This is a genomic window from Psychrobacter sp. 4Dc (assembly GCF_002836715.1).
Lineage (GTDB): Bacteria > Pseudomonadota > Gammaproteobacteria > Pseudomonadales > Moraxellaceae > Psychrobacter.
On sequence record NZ_PJAT01000092.1, the window covers coordinates 18989 to 36925 of the forward strand.

Annotated in this window: 17 protein-coding genes; 12 read left to right on the forward strand and 5 right to left on the reverse strand. The window is 43.9% G+C overall.

Annotation, left to right across the window (positions count from 1 at the left end):
* Positions 1-311 precede the first annotated feature (311 nt).
* The 6 genes from potA to CXF61_RS07045 all read left to right on the forward strand — a co-directional run bounded on the left by potA (position 312) and on the right by CXF61_RS07045 (position 6017).
* Entirely contained in the window at positions 312-1553 is a 1242-nt protein-coding gene (potA, locus tag CXF61_RS07020) for a spermidine/putrescine ABC transporter ATP-binding protein PotA (RefSeq protein WP_165597685.1), read from the forward strand.
* Complete coding sequence (gene potB / locus CXF61_RS07025; protein WP_165597686.1) at positions 1553-2431, forward strand: spermidine/putrescine ABC transporter permease PotB; 879 nt, start codon at positions 1553-1555, stop codon at positions 2429-2431. Before potA ends, potB begins: the two co-directional genes overlap by 1 nt.
* A complete protein-coding gene (gene potC / locus CXF61_RS07030; protein ID WP_165597687.1) occupies positions 2431-3237 on the forward strand; it encodes a spermidine/putrescine ABC transporter permease PotC in 807 nt (268 codons plus the stop codon). Before potB ends, potC begins: the two co-directional genes overlap by 1 nt.
* A 113-nt stretch (positions 3238-3350) precedes the next feature.
* Entirely contained in the window at positions 3351-4241 is an 891-nt protein-coding gene (locus CXF61_RS07035; RefSeq protein ID WP_101205486.1) for a LysR family transcriptional regulator, read from the forward strand.
* 149 nt (positions 4242-4390) lie between these two features.
* Positions 4391-4750 (forward strand): hypothetical protein, encoded by a 360-nt coding sequence (locus CXF61_RS07040; RefSeq protein WP_165597688.1) that lies wholly within the window; start codon positions 4391-4393, stop codon positions 4748-4750.
* Positions 4751-5078: 328 nt separating this feature from the next.
* Positions 5079-6017 (forward strand): lantibiotic ABC transporter permease, encoded by a 939-nt coding sequence (locus CXF61_RS07045; RefSeq protein WP_102093031.1) that lies wholly within the window; start codon positions 5079-5081, stop codon positions 6015-6017.
* A 184-nt stretch (positions 6018-6201) separates the two neighbouring features.
* Here the strand turns inward: CXF61_RS07045 and CXF61_RS07050 are convergent, their stop codons facing one another.
* Complete coding sequence (locus CXF61_RS07050; RefSeq protein ID WP_165597689.1) at positions 6202-7038, reverse strand: symmetrical bis(5'-nucleosyl)-tetraphosphatase; 837 nt, start codon at positions 7036-7038, stop codon at positions 6202-6204.
* Positions 7039-7183: 145 nt separating this feature from the next.
* A complete protein-coding gene (gene rsmA, locus CXF61_RS07055) occupies positions 7184-8047 on the reverse strand; it encodes a 16S rRNA (adenine(1518)-N(6)/adenine(1519)-N(6))-dimethyltransferase RsmA (protein ID WP_165597690.1) in 864 nt (287 codons plus the stop codon).
* Positions 8048-8562: 515 nt separating this feature from the next.
* Here rsmA and CXF61_RS07060 point away from each other — a divergent pair.
* Complete coding sequence (locus tag CXF61_RS07060; protein WP_165597691.1) at positions 8563-9342, forward strand: transglutaminase-like domain-containing protein; 780 nt, start codon at positions 8563-8565, stop codon at positions 9340-9342.
* Between the two features lie 161 nt (positions 9343-9503).
* Here CXF61_RS07060 and pdxA read toward each other — a convergent pair whose 3' ends face one another.
* The gene (gene pdxA / locus CXF61_RS07065) at positions 9504-10604 is read right to left on the reverse strand and encodes a 4-hydroxythreonine-4-phosphate dehydrogenase PdxA (RefSeq protein WP_165597692.1); all 1101 of its coding nucleotides are present in this window, start codon (positions 10602-10604) and stop codon (positions 9504-9506) included.
* A gap of 298 nt (positions 10605-10902) precedes the next feature.
* Between pdxA and dnaB the strand changes: the two genes are divergently transcribed.
* The 3 genes from dnaB to argF all read left to right on the forward strand — a co-directional run bounded on the left by dnaB (position 10903) and on the right by argF (position 14728).
* Complete coding sequence (gene dnaB, locus CXF61_RS07070) at positions 10903-12306, forward strand: replicative DNA helicase (protein WP_057760393.1); 1404 nt, start codon at positions 10903-10905, stop codon at positions 12304-12306.
* Positions 12307-12484: 178 nt separating this feature from the next.
* Complete coding sequence (gene alr, locus CXF61_RS07075) at positions 12485-13591, forward strand: alanine racemase (protein ID WP_165597693.1); 1107 nt, start codon at positions 12485-12487, stop codon at positions 13589-13591.
* A 216-nt stretch (positions 13592-13807) separates the two neighbouring features.
* Positions 13808-14728 (forward strand): ornithine carbamoyltransferase, encoded by a 921-nt coding sequence (gene argF / locus CXF61_RS07080; RefSeq protein WP_165597694.1) that lies wholly within the window; start codon positions 13808-13810, stop codon positions 14726-14728.
* Positions 14729-14850: 122 nt separating this feature from the next.
* On the opposite strand, the gene rpiA is transcribed toward argF, so the two are convergent.
* Entirely contained in the window at positions 14851-15513 is a 663-nt protein-coding gene (gene rpiA, locus CXF61_RS07085; protein ID WP_165597695.1) for a ribose-5-phosphate isomerase RpiA, read from the reverse strand.
* 306 nt (positions 15514-15819) lie between these two features.
* Between rpiA and ilvA the strand changes: the two genes are divergently transcribed.
* Positions 15820-17373, forward strand: coding sequence for a threonine ammonia-lyase, biosynthetic (gene ilvA / locus CXF61_RS07090; RefSeq protein WP_101205019.1), 1554 nt, complete (start codon positions 15820-15822; stop codon positions 17371-17373).
* A 188-nt stretch (positions 17374-17561) separates the two neighbouring features.
* On the opposite strand, the gene CXF61_RS14045 is transcribed toward ilvA, so the two are convergent.
* Positions 17562-17783, reverse strand: a complete 222-nt coding sequence (locus CXF61_RS14045) for a hypothetical protein (RefSeq protein WP_193834199.1) — start codon at positions 17781-17783, stop codon at positions 17562-17564.
* On the opposite strand from CXF61_RS14045, the gene CXF61_RS07095 reads away from it, so the two are divergent.
* On the forward strand, positions 17761-17865 hold the full coding sequence (locus CXF61_RS07095) for an excalibur calcium-binding domain-containing protein (protein ID WP_165597698.1): 105 nt from the start codon (positions 17761-17763) through the stop codon (positions 17863-17865). The two genes, CXF61_RS14045 and CXF61_RS07095, sit on opposite strands and share 23 nt — an antisense overlap.
* The last annotated feature ends 72 nt before the right edge of the window (positions 17866-17937 follow it).

The window sequence follows — 17937 nt, forward strand, 5'->3', positions numbered from 1 at the left end:
CAGGCTAATCATGTTTGTCAGCCATAACGTGATTGTATAGGAATAAAAACCAAAAAACGGTAAAAAAATTTGTCTAAATATCGCTAGGTAAATGTAGTCACATCTAAAAATACAGCTGTATATATCGCTGCTACGACAGTATGACTCGCGTAACTTATAACGAACTTGCACTGAATTATATCAAGGGTTTGTTATAATACGCAGCACTCAGGCAGCAATCCGAACATGCTTACGCTCATGCCAATCCCTATAATGACAGCCAGTCACCTTGGCAGCTATATACCGATATTGGACGCTCAGGAACAGATATTATGACCGATTTATCTCAAAATACGCATAACACCTCTGCGTTACCTCATGATGATCAGGTGCTGCTGCAACTGACTGGTCTAAAAAAAACCTATGATCAAACCGAAGTCCTAAAAGACATCAACCTTGATATCAAACATGGTGAGTTTTTGACGCTGCTTGGCCCATCAGGCTGTGGTAAGACGACATTACTACGCTTGATTGCAGGCTTTGAGCAGCCTAATGCTGGAGCGATATATTTGGATGGTGTACAGATGGCAGGCTTATCCGCTGATAAACGTCCGGTCAATACCGTATTTCAGCAATATGCATTGTTCCCTCATATGAGCGTCGCCCAAAACGTGGCTTATGGCCTAAAGCTAAAAAAAGTACCAAAAGATGAAATCCAAAGACGTGTTAGCGAGATGCTAGCGATGGTACAGCTAGAGCATTTGGCCAACCGCAAGCCGCAAGATTTGTCTGGTGGTCAGCAGCAGCGAGTTGCCATTGCACGCGCGGTGATTAACCGCCCTAAACTGCTATTGCTTGATGAACCGTTATCCGCACTCGATCATAAACTGCGCCTGCAAATGCAGTCCGAGCTGAAGCGTCTGCAACGTGAGCTGGGCATAACCTTTGTCTTCGTGACCCATGACCAAGAAGAAGCGCTGTCGATGTCAGACCGTATTGCCGTAATGAAAGATGGCACGTTCCAGCAAATCGGTACGCCTATCGAGATTTATGAAACCCCTGCCAATTTGTTTACTGCCAAATTCATCGGCGAGACCAATTTGTTTAGAGCTGAGGTCAAAGATGTCCATCCAGACCAGCCAGATCGCGATGGTAAAGTGACCAACGGACGTATCGAGGTCGAAGTCTGTGAATCGCAAGCACAAGAAGGGCCAACCACATTACGCAACTTACGTCGTCCCAATTTTGCCAATGACGTGCAAGTAGGCGATATCGTTAATTTATTGCTGCGTCCTGAAGATCTGCGTATCTACGATCCAAAAGATAACGAGCATAGTGGACTGTTAGGCCGTGTCATCGAGAGTAACTATAAAGGCAGCACCTTAGACTCGATTATCGAACTGGCAAATGGTCATATCATTAAAGCCTCTGAGTTTTTTGATGAGGATGACCCGAGCTTTGATTACAAACTAAACGAGGGCGTCAAAGTCTCATGGGTAGATGGCTGGGAATGGGTATTGCCAGAAGACTCTGAAGCTGTGCCAGACACGACTGTACAAAAGGATGGTAGCTGATGGCCCGCAACCACTTAAGCAGTAAAAGTCCATTTCGTACCGCCACGCTTTGGTTAATCTGGGGTTGGCTACTGATATTTGCGCTGTTGCCAAATATCTTGGTCATCGCTGTCAGTTTTTTGACTCGTGATAGCAGTGCGTTTATCAGCTTACCTGTCAGCATCGACAGCTATGTACGGATGATTGATCCGTTGTATTTTGAGGTATTTGTCCACTCATTATGGATGGCAGGTATCACAACTGTTATCTGTCTGCTGCTTGGCTACCCTTTTGCATGGCTGATCTCCAAAGCAAAAATACGTTGGCAGCCGCTGCTTATGATGTTACTGATACTGCCATTTTGGACCAACTCTTTGGTACGGACATATGCGCTCAAATTACTATTTGCCAATAATGGTTTGATTAATAAATTGCTATTAGCCATCGGTGTAATCGATACGCCAATCGATATTTTATATACCCAAGGTGCGGTGATCGCAGGACTAACTTACTTGTTATTCCCGTTTATGGTACTGCCGCTATATGCAGTATTTACTGACTTACGCAATGACATGCTATTGGCCTCGCAGGATTTGGGTGCAACTAAAACACAGACCTTTTGGCATGTGGTACTGCCATTAACAACACCTGGGATTATTTCTGGTGTACTGCTAGTCCTATTGCCTGCAATGGGCATGTTTTATGTAGCAGATATCTTGGGTGGTTCTCGTAATTTATTGGTCGGTAATATTATTAAAAACCAATTTCTGGATGCGCGTGACTGGCCCTTTGGCGCGGCAGCCAGCGTTTTATTGACACTGGCAATGGCGGTATTATTACTTGCCTACCGTGCCAGTAGCCGCCGCATTGGCAAGACTGACTTTAACGAGGTGGCCTAATGTCTTATAGCTCACCGAACAACAAAACTCGTCCGCTCAAGATTGGTAGTATCGCTGCTAAAGGCTATCTCGGACTGATTTATACCTTGTTGTACCTGCCCATCATTGTCTTGGTGGTGATGTCCTTTAACAAATCAAAAATCGGTTATAACTGGGGCGGCTTTAGCTTAAAGTGGTATGAGTCACTGTTTAACAACCAAGCAATGCTCGATGCATTTTGGCACTCTATTGTCTTGGGATTGGTGGCGGCCACTGTCTCGACTTTGATAGGCACGCTTACAGCGTTGGCGTTACATCGTTATAATTTTCGCGGTAAAGGCTTACTAAATGGGCTACTGTTTGTCCTGATGATGTCGCCTGAGATTGTACTCGCTATCTCATTACTAGCATTGTTCTTACTGATTGGTTTGCAATTGGGCTTCGTCTCGCTGCTATTGGCGCACATTACTTTTTGCCTACCCTTTGTTGTGATTACCGTCTTTGCACGATTGAGTAGCTTAGATGAGCGTTTAATGGAAGCGGCACGCGACTTGGGTGCTAACGAATCAACCATGGTGCGCACCGTATTGATCCCAGTTATCTTGCCAGCAGTCATGGCGGGTTGGTTACTGGCCTTTACCTTGTCGCTAGATGATGTAGTGGTTTCGACCTTTGTCACAGGACCTAGCTATGAGATTTTACCGCTACGCATTTATTCTATGGTGCGCGTAGGACTCAAGCCAGAAGTCAACGCCATTGGTACGTTATTGCTGGTTGCTTCACTAGTATTGGTCGTTATCTCACAGTTATTGTTACGCAAGCGCTAGATATTGATTGCTGACTAATTGCTTATTAACTACTCTAATAACGGACTATGAGTGAAAGTCAGCGCTATATTGACTATAATGAATTTTTCTCACCTTAGCGGTTAGGTCATATTATGCTTGAGCTACGTCATCTTAATACATTAACCGCGCTACGAGCGCATGGTTCACTTGCAGCAGCGGCGGATGAGCTACACGTTACTGCCTCGGCCGTTTCGCATCAATTAAAAGAGCTTGAGAACTATTACGACATCAGCTTAGTCAATCGTCGGACGCGCCCGCTTAGTTTTACGCCAGCTGGTAAAGCAGTATTGGCATTGGCAGACAATATCCTACCGCAAGTTACTCGCACTAAATCAAACCTTAAACGCTTAGCACACGGTCAAGCAGGTAGATTACGCCTAGCATCAGAGTGCCACAGCTGCTTTGATTGGCTCATGCCAATACTGAACCACTATCGCCGTGAATGGTCGGATGTCGAGCTAGACTTTGCCACAGGGTTTGAGCCTGAGCCGCATCATCTACTCATGGAAGGTGATATTGATCTGCTTATCACTACCAGTGATTTACCGCTCGACGGTATCAGCTATCAGCCATTGTTTGAATATGAGAGTCGTTTGGTACTTTCACCAACGCATGATTTAGCTGCTCAAAAATTTATTGAACCAGATGATTTGATTAATGAGACATTGATTGCCTATCCCGTAGAAGCCAAACGCCTCGATATCATTGCTAACTTTATGACGCCAGCACAAGTAAGCTTTGAGAGTGTTCGTACGACAGAGCTGACCGCGATGCTAATTCAGTTGGTTGCTAGTGAACGCGGCGTAGCAGCATTGCCTGATTGGGTGGTTGCTGAATACGAGAGAAAAGGCTGGGTGGTCTCCCGTCCGTTAGGTGATGGCGTACATTGTCAGTTGTATGCGGCGACGCGTACTTCTAGTCAAGACATTGCTTATATGCAGGGTTTTGCGAGTTTGTTAGAAGGGATTGTGAAGCCGGTTTAGAGCTTTATTTGTCATAACACTCGTTATGGGAATATGTTCTGTTTGTCATACAGGTAGCGAAGTATTGGCTATATAATTAGCATTCTTTCGGCTATCATCCTAAATTGTACGGAATTAGTTGACCACAGACTTTGCTCATAGGAAAGAAAATGTCGTTCTTTTATCCTAAAGATGTAGATTTTATGGAGATGTTTGGATGCGAGAGTCATATAGATAAGGATGGTTTGCTAGAATCCACATTCATTGATACACAAAATAAAAAAATGGTTTTTTCTATCAGTGATATGCAGAACTCAATATCTGCTTATGTATATCAAGATGAAGCAGTAATATTTAAGATATATGAAGAAGGAGCGATGAGGGTCATGATATATGAAAATCAGATCATTATAGAATATCTGAATTATCAGGATTTATACGCTAAAAGACTTACTATTATTGATGTGTATCCAATATTTAAAATTGACCACTCTACTCTGATAGACAAGGATATGAACCAGCTAAACTAAATACTTTAAAGGTATTATCATATTAAGATGTACCTACAGCGAACCAATCAGGTGCTTTCACTGGTTCGGTACCCTAGTGAGGACTTGAATCTTTGACTGTAGGCTAATGATATCGAGGTTTTGAATTACTGAGATAGTCACAGTGTACTTTATGGTGTACTTACCATACATATTCTATCTGTGATCGATGCGCTATACAGGCATCAATGTGGTAGGTATATGAGACACCTCGGAATTTTAATACTCTCTAAGATTGTTGGATATCAAACAATCCCAGCGTGGTTCAGCATATGTATCAAAAAAACATTTTTTATTAGGAAAGGCCATGCTGCTTAGTTTTATTGCGCGCCATAGCACATTAATTATGCCAGTTTGTGCAATTATGGGCTTTGTTTTTCCAAACTTATCCAATGCAGTATTGGTATATTTACCCCAAATATTGTTCTTCTTGATGTTTTTTACTTTACTAGGCATTGACCAATATGCACTTTTAAAGCGTATAGCGACAAGCTATGTATGGGTTTTTGCCTTGTTACAAAGCGGGGGCATGAGTCTAGCTTTAATAGTAATTGCTTATGCACTCGGTGTACGTGGCGATTGGCTATTGGCGATTGCAGGTCTTGGTGCCACTGCCCCATTATTCGGTAGTGGTGCGTTGGTCAATGCGGTGGGATTTGATGCACAACTGGCGACGGCAAAAACTATCGCTGCTACGCTCGTTATGCCCTGTACATTATTAGGCGTATTATGGCTATTAGGCGATGAAAGTTCGAATTTAGACGTTGGTCTTTATGTCAAACGCTTGTTAGTTTATATTTTCATGCCAATGGTGCTAGCTGTGGGAGTGCGTCGGTTTGTTCCACCTGCTATTTTGTCACGTTATTATCCCAAAATTGGGCAGTTTAATATTTTACTGCTGATGTTGTTTCCACTGGGACTGATGGCAGGATTTCGTACTACGTTTGACCATAATCCCTGGCAAGCGTTGTTATTACTAGTGCTAAGTTCGGTATTGGCATTGGTGTTTTATTTTACCGCTTATATAATATATCGGCGTTTTGGCTATGAGAATGCTATTGTCGCGGCGCTGGTATGTGGCGGACGCAATGTATTACTTTCTTACACCATAACTGTACCCTTTATGGGTGCGGTGTTTCTACCGTTACTGGGTGCTTTTCAATTACCAATGTTTTGCTTACCCTTACTGGGCAAATATATGGCAAAACGCCATACAACTAGGCCTATGGATTTAAAATCAAGTTTTTGAACAGCCAGACTGTTAATAGATGATTTATCGTTTAAAGGATTTATTTTTTGAGTATACCCCAACGAAACCAGTTATTTCACCCTTTAAGTCTATTAACAGACTACTTAAAACAGACTGGTATAATGGAACTACTTATAACAGACTGTTTATTTAGCCTTATATATTAAGACGCTTATAACCCTCTTTATGGACTCGGGCACTGTGCGCTTGAAGTAAAAACCTTGCCGTCACCCAATCGATAAGCCAATAGATAATTACCCCACACGCAGCCACCGTCGAGTGCGCGCGCATGTGGCAAATCAATTTCGCCTTTTAGCGCAGCCCAATGTCCAAATAGTATCTTACGAGTGCGCGGTACTTGCCACTCAAACCAAGGCAAAAAATCGGTTGGCATAGCCTCATCTAAACCTGCTGAAAAGCTAAACTCAAGTGACCCGTCCTGCTTACACAAGCGCATACGCGTAAAGTAATTAGCAATTGCACGCATCTTGGTAAATCCTTCGATACCTGCATGCCATTCATCCGCTTCTTTGCTATATAGATTCGGCAGCAATTGATCGAGCTGATTCAAATTACTTTGCAGCTGAGCTTCTAATTGCTGTGCGTATCCTGCAGCGGCTTCAATACTCCAATGCGGTGGAATCCCTGCATGTACTAGCACCGTGTGCTCATCAGGATAGGCTAATATCGGCTGCCTGCGTAACCATTCGAGCAACTCATCACAGTCATCCGCAGCAAAGATAGGTGCGGTTTTGTCTTTATTTTTAAGCTTGGCTGCACCGCGCCAGACTGCTATCAAATTAAGATCATGATTGCCCAATACCGTTGCCGCAGCGCCTTGCTCACACAACGCTTTGACATGGCGCAGCGTGTTCAATGAGTCCTCGCCGCGTGCTACCAAATCACCAGCAAACCATAACTTGTCTTGGATAGGATCGAAATCCAGTGTTTTTAGCAATTGTAGATACGCAGCATAGCAACCTTGTAAGTCACCGATAACATACTGATGGCGAAAACTCATAACACCTCAATGATTTAAACACGATAGTTAAAGACAGCTAGCTCGATAAGAAATAAATACCTAAGCACCAATCACAAAAATAAAGCATAAAAAACCGCCATTATAATTGACGGTTAGTAGCATGCTTTTATGTATCAGAAATACATTATACGTCTAGCTGCTGTGAATGATTGCTTAGGTTCACAAAATCTGTGACGCTTAATGTCTCAGGTCGTGCCTGTGGATCGATACCACAAGCCGCAAAATCGTCTTCGCTCAATGTCGGCAGCAACGTTGATTTTTTGAAGATAGCACGTAACGTCTTGCGACGATGGTTAAAGGTCTCACGTACGACAATAGCAAAGTGCTCTTCATCATTTGCGACTACTGGTTTGTTGATATGCGGTGTCAGGCGGAAGACAGCACTGGTCACCTTGGGTGGTGGATTAAACGCACCGCGAGGAACGGTTAGCAAATAATCTGTATCACAGTGGTACTGCATGATGACCGATAAGCGGCCATAAGTCTTGCTACCCACATCGGCCGTGATACGCTCAACCACTTCTTTTTGCAACATGAAATGCATATCTTGAATCACATCGGCATAGCTAAGCAGATGAAATAAGATAGGCGTTGAGATGTTGTACGGTAGGTTACCTACTACACGTAGCTTACCGCGATCTTCACTATATAGCTCACGGTAGTCCACATGCATCGCGTTGTCTTTGATAATCTCAAAGTTTGGGTGGCTATTGGCACCGATACGAATACGCAAGCTATCTGCCAAATCGCGATCCAGCTCCACCACGGTCATTGCATCCACTTCTGCCAATAACGGCTCGGTCAATGCGCCCATACCAGGCCCAATCTCGATCAAATTGTCATCGCGCTCTAGACGAATACTTTCGACGATTTCGCGAATGACGCTAGTATCATGCAAGAAGTTTTGGCCAAAGCGCTTACGCGGCTGATGTTTGGCAGCACGTAAGCTGTTAGAAATAGTTTGAGCATCAAATGAAGTTTTGGACATAAAAGAGTCTTAATGTATAAAAGATAAATGGGCGATGATAATGTAATGGCAGCGATACGCTGACTTTATAATGACAAATTATACCACAGCTCATAATTAGGCTGTGTTTTTGAATAATTATTATCGATAGACGAGCCATGCTTTCGAGTAACCGACCCGGTAACTTTTTACCTCTACATCCATTTAATATAAACTCTGATTATGCTAAATGGCAGCGTCAAACCAAGCGCTAGCAGACAGAAACAAGTCCAAAGATAAAGTCATCATAACAATCGCGGCGTAAAACTAAATCGATAATTAATCGATTTTTAACACTTCTCTGGTTTAATAAAGCCCGACTGCATAACACAATTGGTTATGTCTCACCTTTCAATTCTGAAAAGCAGTATTATGATAATTTAATCCTGTCAGGCATTGCTGTCTGACTCTAGTAAGCCAGTCTCTGATATAGTCGAGGCGGTTCAGCCCTACGCGATCGTCAGCCCGCCAGATAAATACCCTTAAGGAATTTACATATGATCCTGAAACTTAACGTCACCCTCCATTATCGACTCTCAGAGCCAATGGATCTCTTGCTTCAGATCGAAGCCGCCGATCTTGCGGATCAACGGGTACGGTCAGCCGAGATTTGGACATCAGACGTTGCGCATTTTTCACGGGTTACCGCCGATGATGGCATAGGAGAGCGAATTTGGATTCACGCTGAAGGGGATTTTAGCTGCACTTATCTCGCAGAAATTGCCGTTGACCGTCCTGCCTTAGACATATCGGCACTATCCCAAACGCCCCTGCATCTTTTGCCCGGAGAGACAATCAGGCATTTAATGCCGTCTCACTATTGCCCATCAGAACAGTTCCATGCCTTCGTGGACGCCGAGTTTGGCAATCTCGCTGGCGGCGCACGGATTGCCGCGATGCGCGACTGGATCGAGTCGGCATTTAGCTACGTACCTGGATCGAGCCATGCACAAACTACCGCGCTCGACAGCTTTGCTCAACGTCAGGGCGTATGCCGCGACTTTGCGCATGTTCTCGTAACACTAGCGCGCGCGTCGTCGATACCAGCTAGGTTTGTGAGCGTTTATGCGCCCGATGTGACACCACAAGACTTTCATGCCGTGGCCGAGGTCTATCTTGAAGGGAGCTGGCACCTCATTGATCCCACTGGCATGGCAGGTGCCGACACAATGGCCCGCATCGGTGTTGGGTCCGATGCGTCCAGCGTCGCGTTCTTAACTTCGTTCGGATCCATGGATCTGATCAACCAATCGGTATCCGTAACCAGACAAGCTTAGGGTCCTGATCCTAGGCTTTCGAGCCTGTGTTTAAGACAGATGCTGTTCCTCATGCACGATATAAACTTTACTAAATCGTCTTAGGTGGTTGCCTTTTTAGATAGACATTGCTAATTCTAACGTTGCCAAATACTGCGTGATAAATATCTATAAGCACTGACTTATAAAGCAGGTACATCGATAAGTGATTTATCAGCCATCTCATTGGCCATATTTAGTGCTTGGTATAAGCTAGTCGCACTCGCACCGCCGCTTCCTGCCAAATCTAGCGCCGTACCATGATCGACAGAGGTACGAATATAAGGCAAGCCCAAGGTTAGATTGACCGTATCGCCAAAACCGTGCGATTTTAATACTGGTAAACCTTGGTCGTGATACATGGCAATGACCGCATCACAGTTTGCTAAATGTCTGGTGGTAAATAACGTATCCGCTGGCATCGCCTCTGATATATTGACGCCTGCATGGATGAATTCTTGCAACACGGGATTGATAATCTCAATCTCCTCGCTCCCCAAATGCCCGCCCTCGCCTGCATGTGGATTGAGGCCGCAAACCAAGATGCGAGGCTGCGCGAGACCAAACTTTTCTCGCATATCATCGATGACAATTTGTACCGTTTGGCGTACGTTATCCGTAGTAATCGCAGCAGAGATGTCCTTCAACGGCAAATGCGTAGTGACAAGCGCTACTTTCATCGCTTGATTGGCAAGCATCATGACAACTTTTTTACGATCGCTTTGCTGCATAAAAAACTCAGTATGACCACTAAACATCGTCCCGTCTAACAGCTTGATACCAGCATCTATCAACGCTGATTTTTGCAATGGCCCAGTGACGATGGCAGCGACTGTATTATTTATTGCCATTTTATGAGCAATATCTAACTGCTGAGCCACCATTGCTGAGTTAGCGATATTGATTTGCCCGCAGACAACGGGTGCGGCACAAGGAATATTCAGTAGGATAAAAGCACTATCAGCGTCTATATCTTGCTGTGATATCTGCTCTACCAAGTTAACATCAAAATTATCGGCATTTATATCTGTATTGATAGTATGCCAGCTAGGTATGCTTCTGAGCACGCCAGCTGCGACCAACTCCTCTGCGCGAGTTTGCATGGCTTTAGCATCAGCAGTCACCCAAATTGGCCGAGCAAAATCTTGCAATTTACCCTCTGCTGCTAGTTCTAGTACTACGTCCATGCCAATACCCGCAGGCTCACCTGTAGTGATTAATAGAGGTCGTTTTTCTTCTGTCATAACAATAGCCTTATGTCGTTCAAATTACTGATTTAATTATATTTATAATTCGTGTTTTAAATTTTTATACTTAGATATTGTATGGTATTTCTTAGTTCATGAAAAACAATCACTTCAGATTTAGTTCTTTATCAGGTCTAAAAAACCACATTATGTGTTAAACTTTCGCATCTGATTGTAGCATTTACAGACAAACCTGAAACCGCGTTTTGGTACTTCTATCGTAGAGGCGCGCTATGTTTGTATTGCCCTATCATCGACATCTTTTTTCATACCCATTTTAACTCATTAGGCACTCATGGCAGAAAACGACAAAACCGACGACTTACTCAATCAGACACCGCCGCACAATATTGATATTGAAAAGGCATTGCTCGCGTCTTTGATGAGTATCGAAGAGGCGTACGACAAGATTGCCGATATTGTCACCAAAGATGACTTTTATGCTGGGCGACATCAATACATTTTTGATGCCATTGCTCATTTGGCGGCAGTGAATGAGCCTTATGATACGGTCATGGTACACGACTGGTTAGAAGCGCAAAAGCTACTAAAAGGCGCAGGTGGTGACAGTTATTTGGCCGATATTTTGAGCCAAAGTCCTGCGACCTTATTTAACCTGACTGCCTACGCCCAACGTGTGCGTGAGCTATCAACCCTACGCCAGTTAATTACCACTGGTAATGACATGTTGACATTAGCCTATAATCCAAAAGACCAAAGCGTTAGCGACATTCTAGACAATGTCGAAGGCAAAATATTTAGTATCAATGAGCAGCATAACAAACGCGCGGAACAGCGCGGACCTGTTGGTATTACCTCTGTCTTGACCAATGTTATCGATAAGATTCAAGAGCTAAAATCTAATCCCGACGGCATGATTGGTTTGCAGACACCATTTGCTGAATTGAATAACAAAACCCAAGGCCTACAAGCGGGTGACTTGATTATTGTCGCTGCGCGTCCTTCGATGGGTAAAACCACTTTTGCGATGAACTTGGCAGAAGGGATTTTGTTTAATGAAGATTTGCCCGTCGTGGTGTTTTCGATGGAGATGCCCGCTGAATCAATCGTCATGCGTTTGCTGTCCTCATGGGGCGCGATTAACCAGACGCACCTGCGTTCTGGGCAAATGAATGAAGATGAATGGGCAAAGATGATGAACGCCATTCAACATTTGCAATCAAAACATTTATATATTGATGATAGTACTGCCCTACCGCCGTCTGAGATGCGTTCTCGCTGCCGCCGTATCGCCAAAAATCATGACGGTCGCTTGGGTGCTATCGTAGTCGATTATCTTCAGCTGATGAAAGTGCCAAGTCTAGATGGTAACCGTGTTGGCGAGATTTCCGAGATTTCTCGTAGTCTAAAGGCGCTCGCACGTGAGCTTGAATGTCCAGTGATTGCGTTATCACAGCTTAACCGTAGTCTAGAAAACCGTCCAAATAAACGCCCTATCATGTCAGATCTACGTGAGTCTGGTGCGATTGAGCAGGATGCCGATTTGATTATGTTCATCTATCGTGATGAGGTTTATAATGAAAACTCAGACCATAAAGGCGTGGCGGAAATCATTATTGGTAAACAGCGTAACGGCCCTATCGGCACCATTCGTCTAGGCTTTGAAGGTCAATTTACCCGCTTTATCAATCTAACGCCAGAGTACTATCAAGGCGTGAGTTTTGAGAATGATGAGTAACTAACCTTATAAAATTTAACCCTAACAAAGACTAAGCCTTATATAGACTCAGTTTCAATTATAGGTTAATGAATAATTTTACATAACCAGTTTTAATACAATAGCCAGTACCGCATCAACTCAATCGATGCAGTACTGGCTTTATAACTTCATAATTCTACTCATATAGAAGGCGATTATGCGCACAATTACTATAAAACCAAAAGCCCTTACCCATAATCTTAATCAAGTGAAACAACGAGCACCCCAATCTAAAGTATTAGCTATGGTCAAATCCAATGCTTACGGGCATGGCGTGGCGGCAGTCTTGCCAGCTCTGCAGCAAGCAGATGGTATTGGGGTCGCTACGTTGACTGAAGCGCTAGAAGCCAGACAGTTAGGTTGGGAGAAAACCATCGGTCTAGTAGAAGGTGCGTTTACCGCTGATGAATGGCAACAAGCGATTGATCATGAGATTAGCTGCGTGATTCACCACGGACCACAGCTAGAATGGGCCCTGCAAAATGTCCCGCCAGCTGGCAGTGCAACTAGAGTAGCTTGGCTCAAATACAATACGGGTATGAACCGTTTGGGTTTTAACGCTGAGGGTGTGCTATCAGCAGCTAAGCGTTTGCATGAAGCAGGTTATCAGCTGATCCTAGCCACGCATTTTGCCAATGCTGACGACCACGATCATCCATTAAATGCGATGCAGATTGAGCGTTTCTCAAGCGTACTAGTGACTTTGAAAGACACCATTAGCCCAAATATCCAAGGCTCATTATGCAACTCTGCTGGTATCGTCAACTTCCCAGAACACCATTATGATTGGGTACGTCCAGGTATTATTTTATACGGTAGCTCACCTGTTGTTGATAAAAGCGCACAAGAATTAGACTTGCAGCCTGCAATGGAGTTTACTGCTCAAATCATTGCTCTACAAACCGTTAGCGCCAATGATGCGATCGGCTATGGTAGCCGCTGGCGTGCGCAGCAAAAGACCAGAACTGCTTTGGTCAGCGTTGGATATGGCGATGGCTACCCACGTGTGGTCACGGATGATGCGTATGTCACTGTCATGGATGCTAACGACAGCCAAAGCTACCGCTGCCCAGTGATTGGGCGCGTGGCTATGGATATGATTGTTATTGATATCAGTAGCGCACCTGAGAGTCTTGCTATAGATAGCAAGGTCATGCTATGGGGCGATGCGCCGCGTGTCGATGAAGTCGCAGGTCATGCTGGGACGATTAGCTATGAGCTGTTATGTCGCCTTAGCATACGTCCAAACCGTACACAGGCATAATCATTAGCGGTACAGTCATTAGCGTACAAGGTATCTTGGCTTGCTAATGTGATTTCAGTCTATTTGGCAAGCCATTTGATCTTGATAAAAATCAACGTTTACATTGAAAGTAAATACGCTATACTAAAAGTTTGTTGTCAACCCAGTAACGCACTGACGCGATGCTATTGAAGACTGATGACGTTTCACTGACTGCGATCGACTGCTAGGATTACTATGAGTTTGCGCCATTTTTTAACCTTATCTGATTTAACCAAACAAGAACTAGAAAACTTAATCAAACGCGCAAGCGAACTGCGTAAGATGCAACATGCAGGCGAGATATATCAGCCTTTTGTTGGTCGTACGCTTGGCATGATATTTGAAAAATCTTCAACGCGTACCCGTATCTCATTTGAGACGGGCATGGGTCAATTTGGTGGTAACGCTATATTTTTATCACCCAACGATACGCAGCTCGGTCGCGGCGAGCCACTAGAAGACTCAGCACGCGTGATTTCCAGCATGGTAGATATCATTATGATTCGTACCTTTGGTCATGAAAAAGTTGAAACCTTTGCTGAATATTCCAGTGTACCGATTATCAATGCGTTGACCGATGACTATCATCCATGCCAATTGCTCGCTGATATGCAAACCTATTACGAGCATCGCGGTAGTATCGAAAATAAGATCGTCACGTGGGTCGGTGATGGCAACAATATGTGCTCCTCATTTATGCAAGCTGCAAATCAGTTTGGTTTTGAATTACGCGTGGCAGCGCCTTATGGGTTCGAGCCTGATCCTAAACTTATGGAACGCTTCTCACACTGCGTAAGTCTGGTAGAAAACGTACAAGATGCGGCAAAAGATTCTAATCTAATTGTCACTGATGTGTGGGCAAGTATGGGTCAAGAATCCGAGCAAAACACGCGTGCACGTCGCTTTGCGCCTTATCAAGTGACGCCGTCTCTATTAGACAAGGCTGATCCTGAAGTGGTGTTTATGCATTGCTTGCCAGCCCATCGCGGCGAAGAAATCTCCCATGATATGCTAAATGATCCGCGCTCTGTTGTGTGGGATGAAGCTGAAAACCGCTTACATGCACAAAAAGCATTAATGGAGTTTTTACTTAAAGACAAAATAAAGTTGTCTTAATCACTTACACGCCCTCATAACTAAGCAAAGTAAGTTACTTGTAAAGCAAGACAAAAAAAGGCAGACTATATATTAGTCTGCCTTTTTTATTATTCAATTTTTAGCAAGCGTATGGATATAAATTAACGCGTGAGCGTTGTTGTCACGCCATTAGCACCTGCTTTTAGCAGAACGTCTGCTTGGTTGGCAGCGAAGATACCATTACAGACCACACCCACGATATTGTTCAGCTCTTTTTCTAGCGCGATTGGATTGCTCACATCCAAGTCATAGGTGTCTAGAATGACATTACCATAGTCAGTGACAAAGTCTTCACGATATACTGGCTCACCGCCCAATTTGGCCAATTGGCGAGCCACATAAGAGCGTGCTTGTGGCAATACTTCAATCGGTACTGGAAACACGCGACCTAATATATCAACGCTTTTACTATCATCGACCATACAGACGAACTTGTTTGAAGCGGCTGCCACAATCTTTTCGCGAGTCAATGCACCGCCGCCGCCTTTGATAAGTTGCAAGTGCTCATTGACTTCATCCGCACCATCGATATAAACATCTAACGTGCCAGCAAAGTTCAAATCGACTATTTCGATACCAAGCGCACGAAGTTTGTCTTCTGTCACCTGTGAGCTAGCAACCGCGCCAGCAAGCTTCAATTGTGGCAACAACTCAATCAAACAGTTGACCGTACTACCTGTCCCCACCCCAAGTATCATATCGTCTTCGATATAGCTTAGAGCAGCTTTGGCCGCGGCTTGCTTTTGTGCTTGCTGATCACTCATCATAAATCCTTGGAAAATAAACGTATGGTCTTAAAAAAAGTAAAAGGCTAAAAGAGGTAAAATGCGCAGCTATTATAACCGATGATATTAACGGATGTTAGCGCATCATGACGCTAATTTGTGAGTCCTATCGTGCCTACCTAAGACTTAATGTATGCAAATACCTGCACTTCATGTAAATTCAAGCACGAAATCCCAAGAAAACTGCAATTGAGTCTTGCAAGATACTAAAAATCGGCATAGGCTAATCTATTTCGTTTTTATATTCATTTACACTTTTTATATTCATTCTGTTTAGGGAATACTATGCTGTCACACTGGGTACGAGCCATCTTACAAGCCACCGTCTATGACGTTGCTATTCAAACACCACTTGAAACGGCGCCCAAGCTGACCCAACGTTTTGCCAATGACATTAGATTTAAGCGTGAAGACTTACAACCGGTCAAATCATTTAAATTGCGCGGTGCCTATAACCGTATCAGTCAATTGAGCGATGAGCAAAAAGCGCGTGGCGTCATTTGCGCTTCAGCAGGTAATCATGCACAAGGCGTGGCGTACTCTGCACGCAAATTATCATTAAACAACATCATCGTCATGCCAACCACGACTCCTGATATCAAAGTGGATGCGGTAAGAGCACTTGGTGGTAATGTAGATCTGCACGGTGATAGCTTTGATCAAGCAAACCGCTATGCGATTGATCGTGCTGAACGCGAGGGACTTACCTTTATACCACCTTATGACGATGAGCTGGTTATCGCAGGACAAGGTACCATCGGTCTTGAGCTGACCCAGCAGTGGCGCAACATGGACTATGTATTCGTTGCCGTTGGTGGTGGTGGCCTAATCTCTGGTGTGGCCGCATTCTTAGGCGAAGTTGCACCACATGTTAAAGTGATTGCGGTAGAAGCCGAGCAGTCAGCTTGTCTAAAAGCAGCGCTTGAAACAGGTGAACGTGTCAAACTTGAGCAAGTCGGACTGTTCGTCGATGGCGTGGCAGTCGCGCAGATTGGTGAATTACCTTTTGACGTCGTCCGTACGCAAAAAAGCGATAACTCAGGTCCTATCGTTGAGCCTGAAGTGATCACTTGTACCAATGATGAAGTGTGTGCGGCTGTTAAAGATATCTTTGAGGAGAATCGTAGCATCGTTGAGCCTGCTGGTGCGTTGTCAGTCGCTGGTATGAAAAAATATATCGAAGCCAACAATATCCAAGACAAAAACTGCGTTGGTATCATCTGCGGTGCCAATATGAATTTTGACCGCCTACGTTATATCGCTGAGCGTACTGAAATTGGTGAGAAAAAAGAAGCCATCTTTGGGGTTACTATCCCCGAGCAAACAGGCGCTTTCTTGAACTTCTGTCGCAGTCTACACGGTCGTAATATCACAGAGTTTAACTACCGTGCTGATAGCAAAAAATCACCAGATTCAATGGAACCTGCTTCAATCTTCGTTGGCATCGCTTTAAAAGAAGGCGAAAAAGAGCGTCAAACCATTAGTAACCAATTGTCAGACGATGGCTATACTGCTCACGACCTGACTGATGATGATATCGCCAAATCACATATCCGTCATTTGATCGGTGGTCATGCTCATGTCGAAAACGAGCAATTGCTACAAGTGGTATTCCCAGAACGTCCAGGCGCATTGCTAACGTTCTTAGAGAAATTGGGGGATGACTTCAATATTACCTTATTCCATTACCGCAACCATGGTGCCGCTGAAGGTCGTGTACTGGTTGGCTTGCAAGCCTCTGAAGGCAATTCTCGTCAGTTACAAGACGCGCTTTTAGATATTGGTTATGACTGTGCCACGGTCAATGACAATATTGGCTATCAGTTGTTTTTGAGATAGTAAAAATAGACGTAATATTTCTTACCTAATGGCAGTTTTTAAGTCGATTAAAAACTGCCATTTTCATATTAATAATGATTATGAGCTGGCAGGTATGGCACAGTGATAAACAAAGTATTAGTGATATTGACCTGTCTGATTTTCGTGCTTATAGGTTATAGGGTCCTTCAACCTAAAAACACGATACATCAACCTGCAACCAATGCAGCAGCAGATATCGTAACGCAACCTACTCTTACCTCTAATGACGTTGATAATATTGATGACATACCGCCAACATACGTTGATTTGGGTACCAATTCAACATCAGCGCCAACTGCAACTCCTGTCTTATCAACACAACCGGTCTCAAGCTTTTCATGTGATGGCAGAACGCATTGCTCACAAATGACATCCTGTGCAGAAGCCACCTATTTTACAAACTACTGTCCTAATACCAAAATGGATGGTAACCACGATGGTGTACCTTGTAAACAACAATGGTGCAACTAACCCACAGTTATCAAATCTATTTGCAAATATTAAAGTTGCCCTAATATTGTTTATATAAAACTATGATTTAAT

What these genes read in the sequence shown, in the direction of transcription:
- potB (WP_165597686.1), top strand. Translation starts at nt 1,553, where the DNA reads ATGGCCCGCAACCACTTAAGCAGTAAAAGTCCATTTCGTACCGCCACG.
- alr (WP_165597693.1), top strand. Translation starts at nt 12,485, where the DNA reads ATGCGCACAATTACTATAAAACCAAAAGCCCTTACCCATAATCTTAAT.
- rpiA (WP_165597695.1), bottom strand. Translation starts at nt 15,513, where the DNA reads ATGAGTGATCAGCAAGCACAAAAGCAAGCCGCGGCCAAAGCTGCTCTA.
- CXF61_RS07095 (WP_165597698.1), top strand. Translation starts at nt 17,761, where the DNA reads ATGACATCCTGTGCAGAAGCCACCTATTTTACAAACTACTGTCCTAAT.
- argF (WP_165597694.1), top strand. Translation starts at nt 13,808, where the DNA reads ATGAGTTTGCGCCATTTTTTAACCTTATCTGATTTAACCAAACAAGAA.
- pdxA (WP_165597692.1), bottom strand. Translation starts at nt 10,604, where the DNA reads ATGACAGAAGAAAAACGACCTCTATTAATCACTACAGGTGAGCCTGCG.
- potC (WP_165597687.1), top strand. Translation starts at nt 2,431, where the DNA reads ATGTCTTATAGCTCACCGAACAACAAAACTCGTCCGCTCAAGATTGGT.
- CXF61_RS07050 (WP_165597689.1), bottom strand. Translation starts at nt 7,038, where the DNA reads ATGAGTTTTCGCCATCAGTATGTTATCGGTGACTTACAAGGTTGCTAT.
- CXF61_RS07040 (WP_165597688.1), top strand. Translation starts at nt 4,391, where the DNA reads ATGTCGTTCTTTTATCCTAAAGATGTAGATTTTATGGAGATGTTTGGA.
- dnaB (WP_057760393.1), top strand. Translation starts at nt 10,903, where the DNA reads ATGGCAGAAAACGACAAAACCGACGACTTACTCAATCAGACACCGCCG.
- CXF61_RS07035 (WP_101205486.1), top strand. Translation starts at nt 3,351, where the DNA reads ATGCTTGAGCTACGTCATCTTAATACATTAACCGCGCTACGAGCGCAT.
- ilvA (WP_101205019.1), top strand. Translation starts at nt 15,820, where the DNA reads ATGCTGTCACACTGGGTACGAGCCATCTTACAAGCCACCGTCTATGAC.
- CXF61_RS07060 (WP_165597691.1), top strand. Translation starts at nt 8,563, where the DNA reads ATGATCCTGAAACTTAACGTCACCCTCCATTATCGACTCTCAGAGCCA.
- rsmA (WP_165597690.1), bottom strand. Translation starts at nt 8,047, where the DNA reads ATGTCCAAAACTTCATTTGATGCTCAAACTATTTCTAACAGCTTACGT.
- potA (WP_165597685.1), top strand. Translation starts at nt 312, where the DNA reads ATGACCGATTTATCTCAAAATACGCATAACACCTCTGCGTTACCTCAT.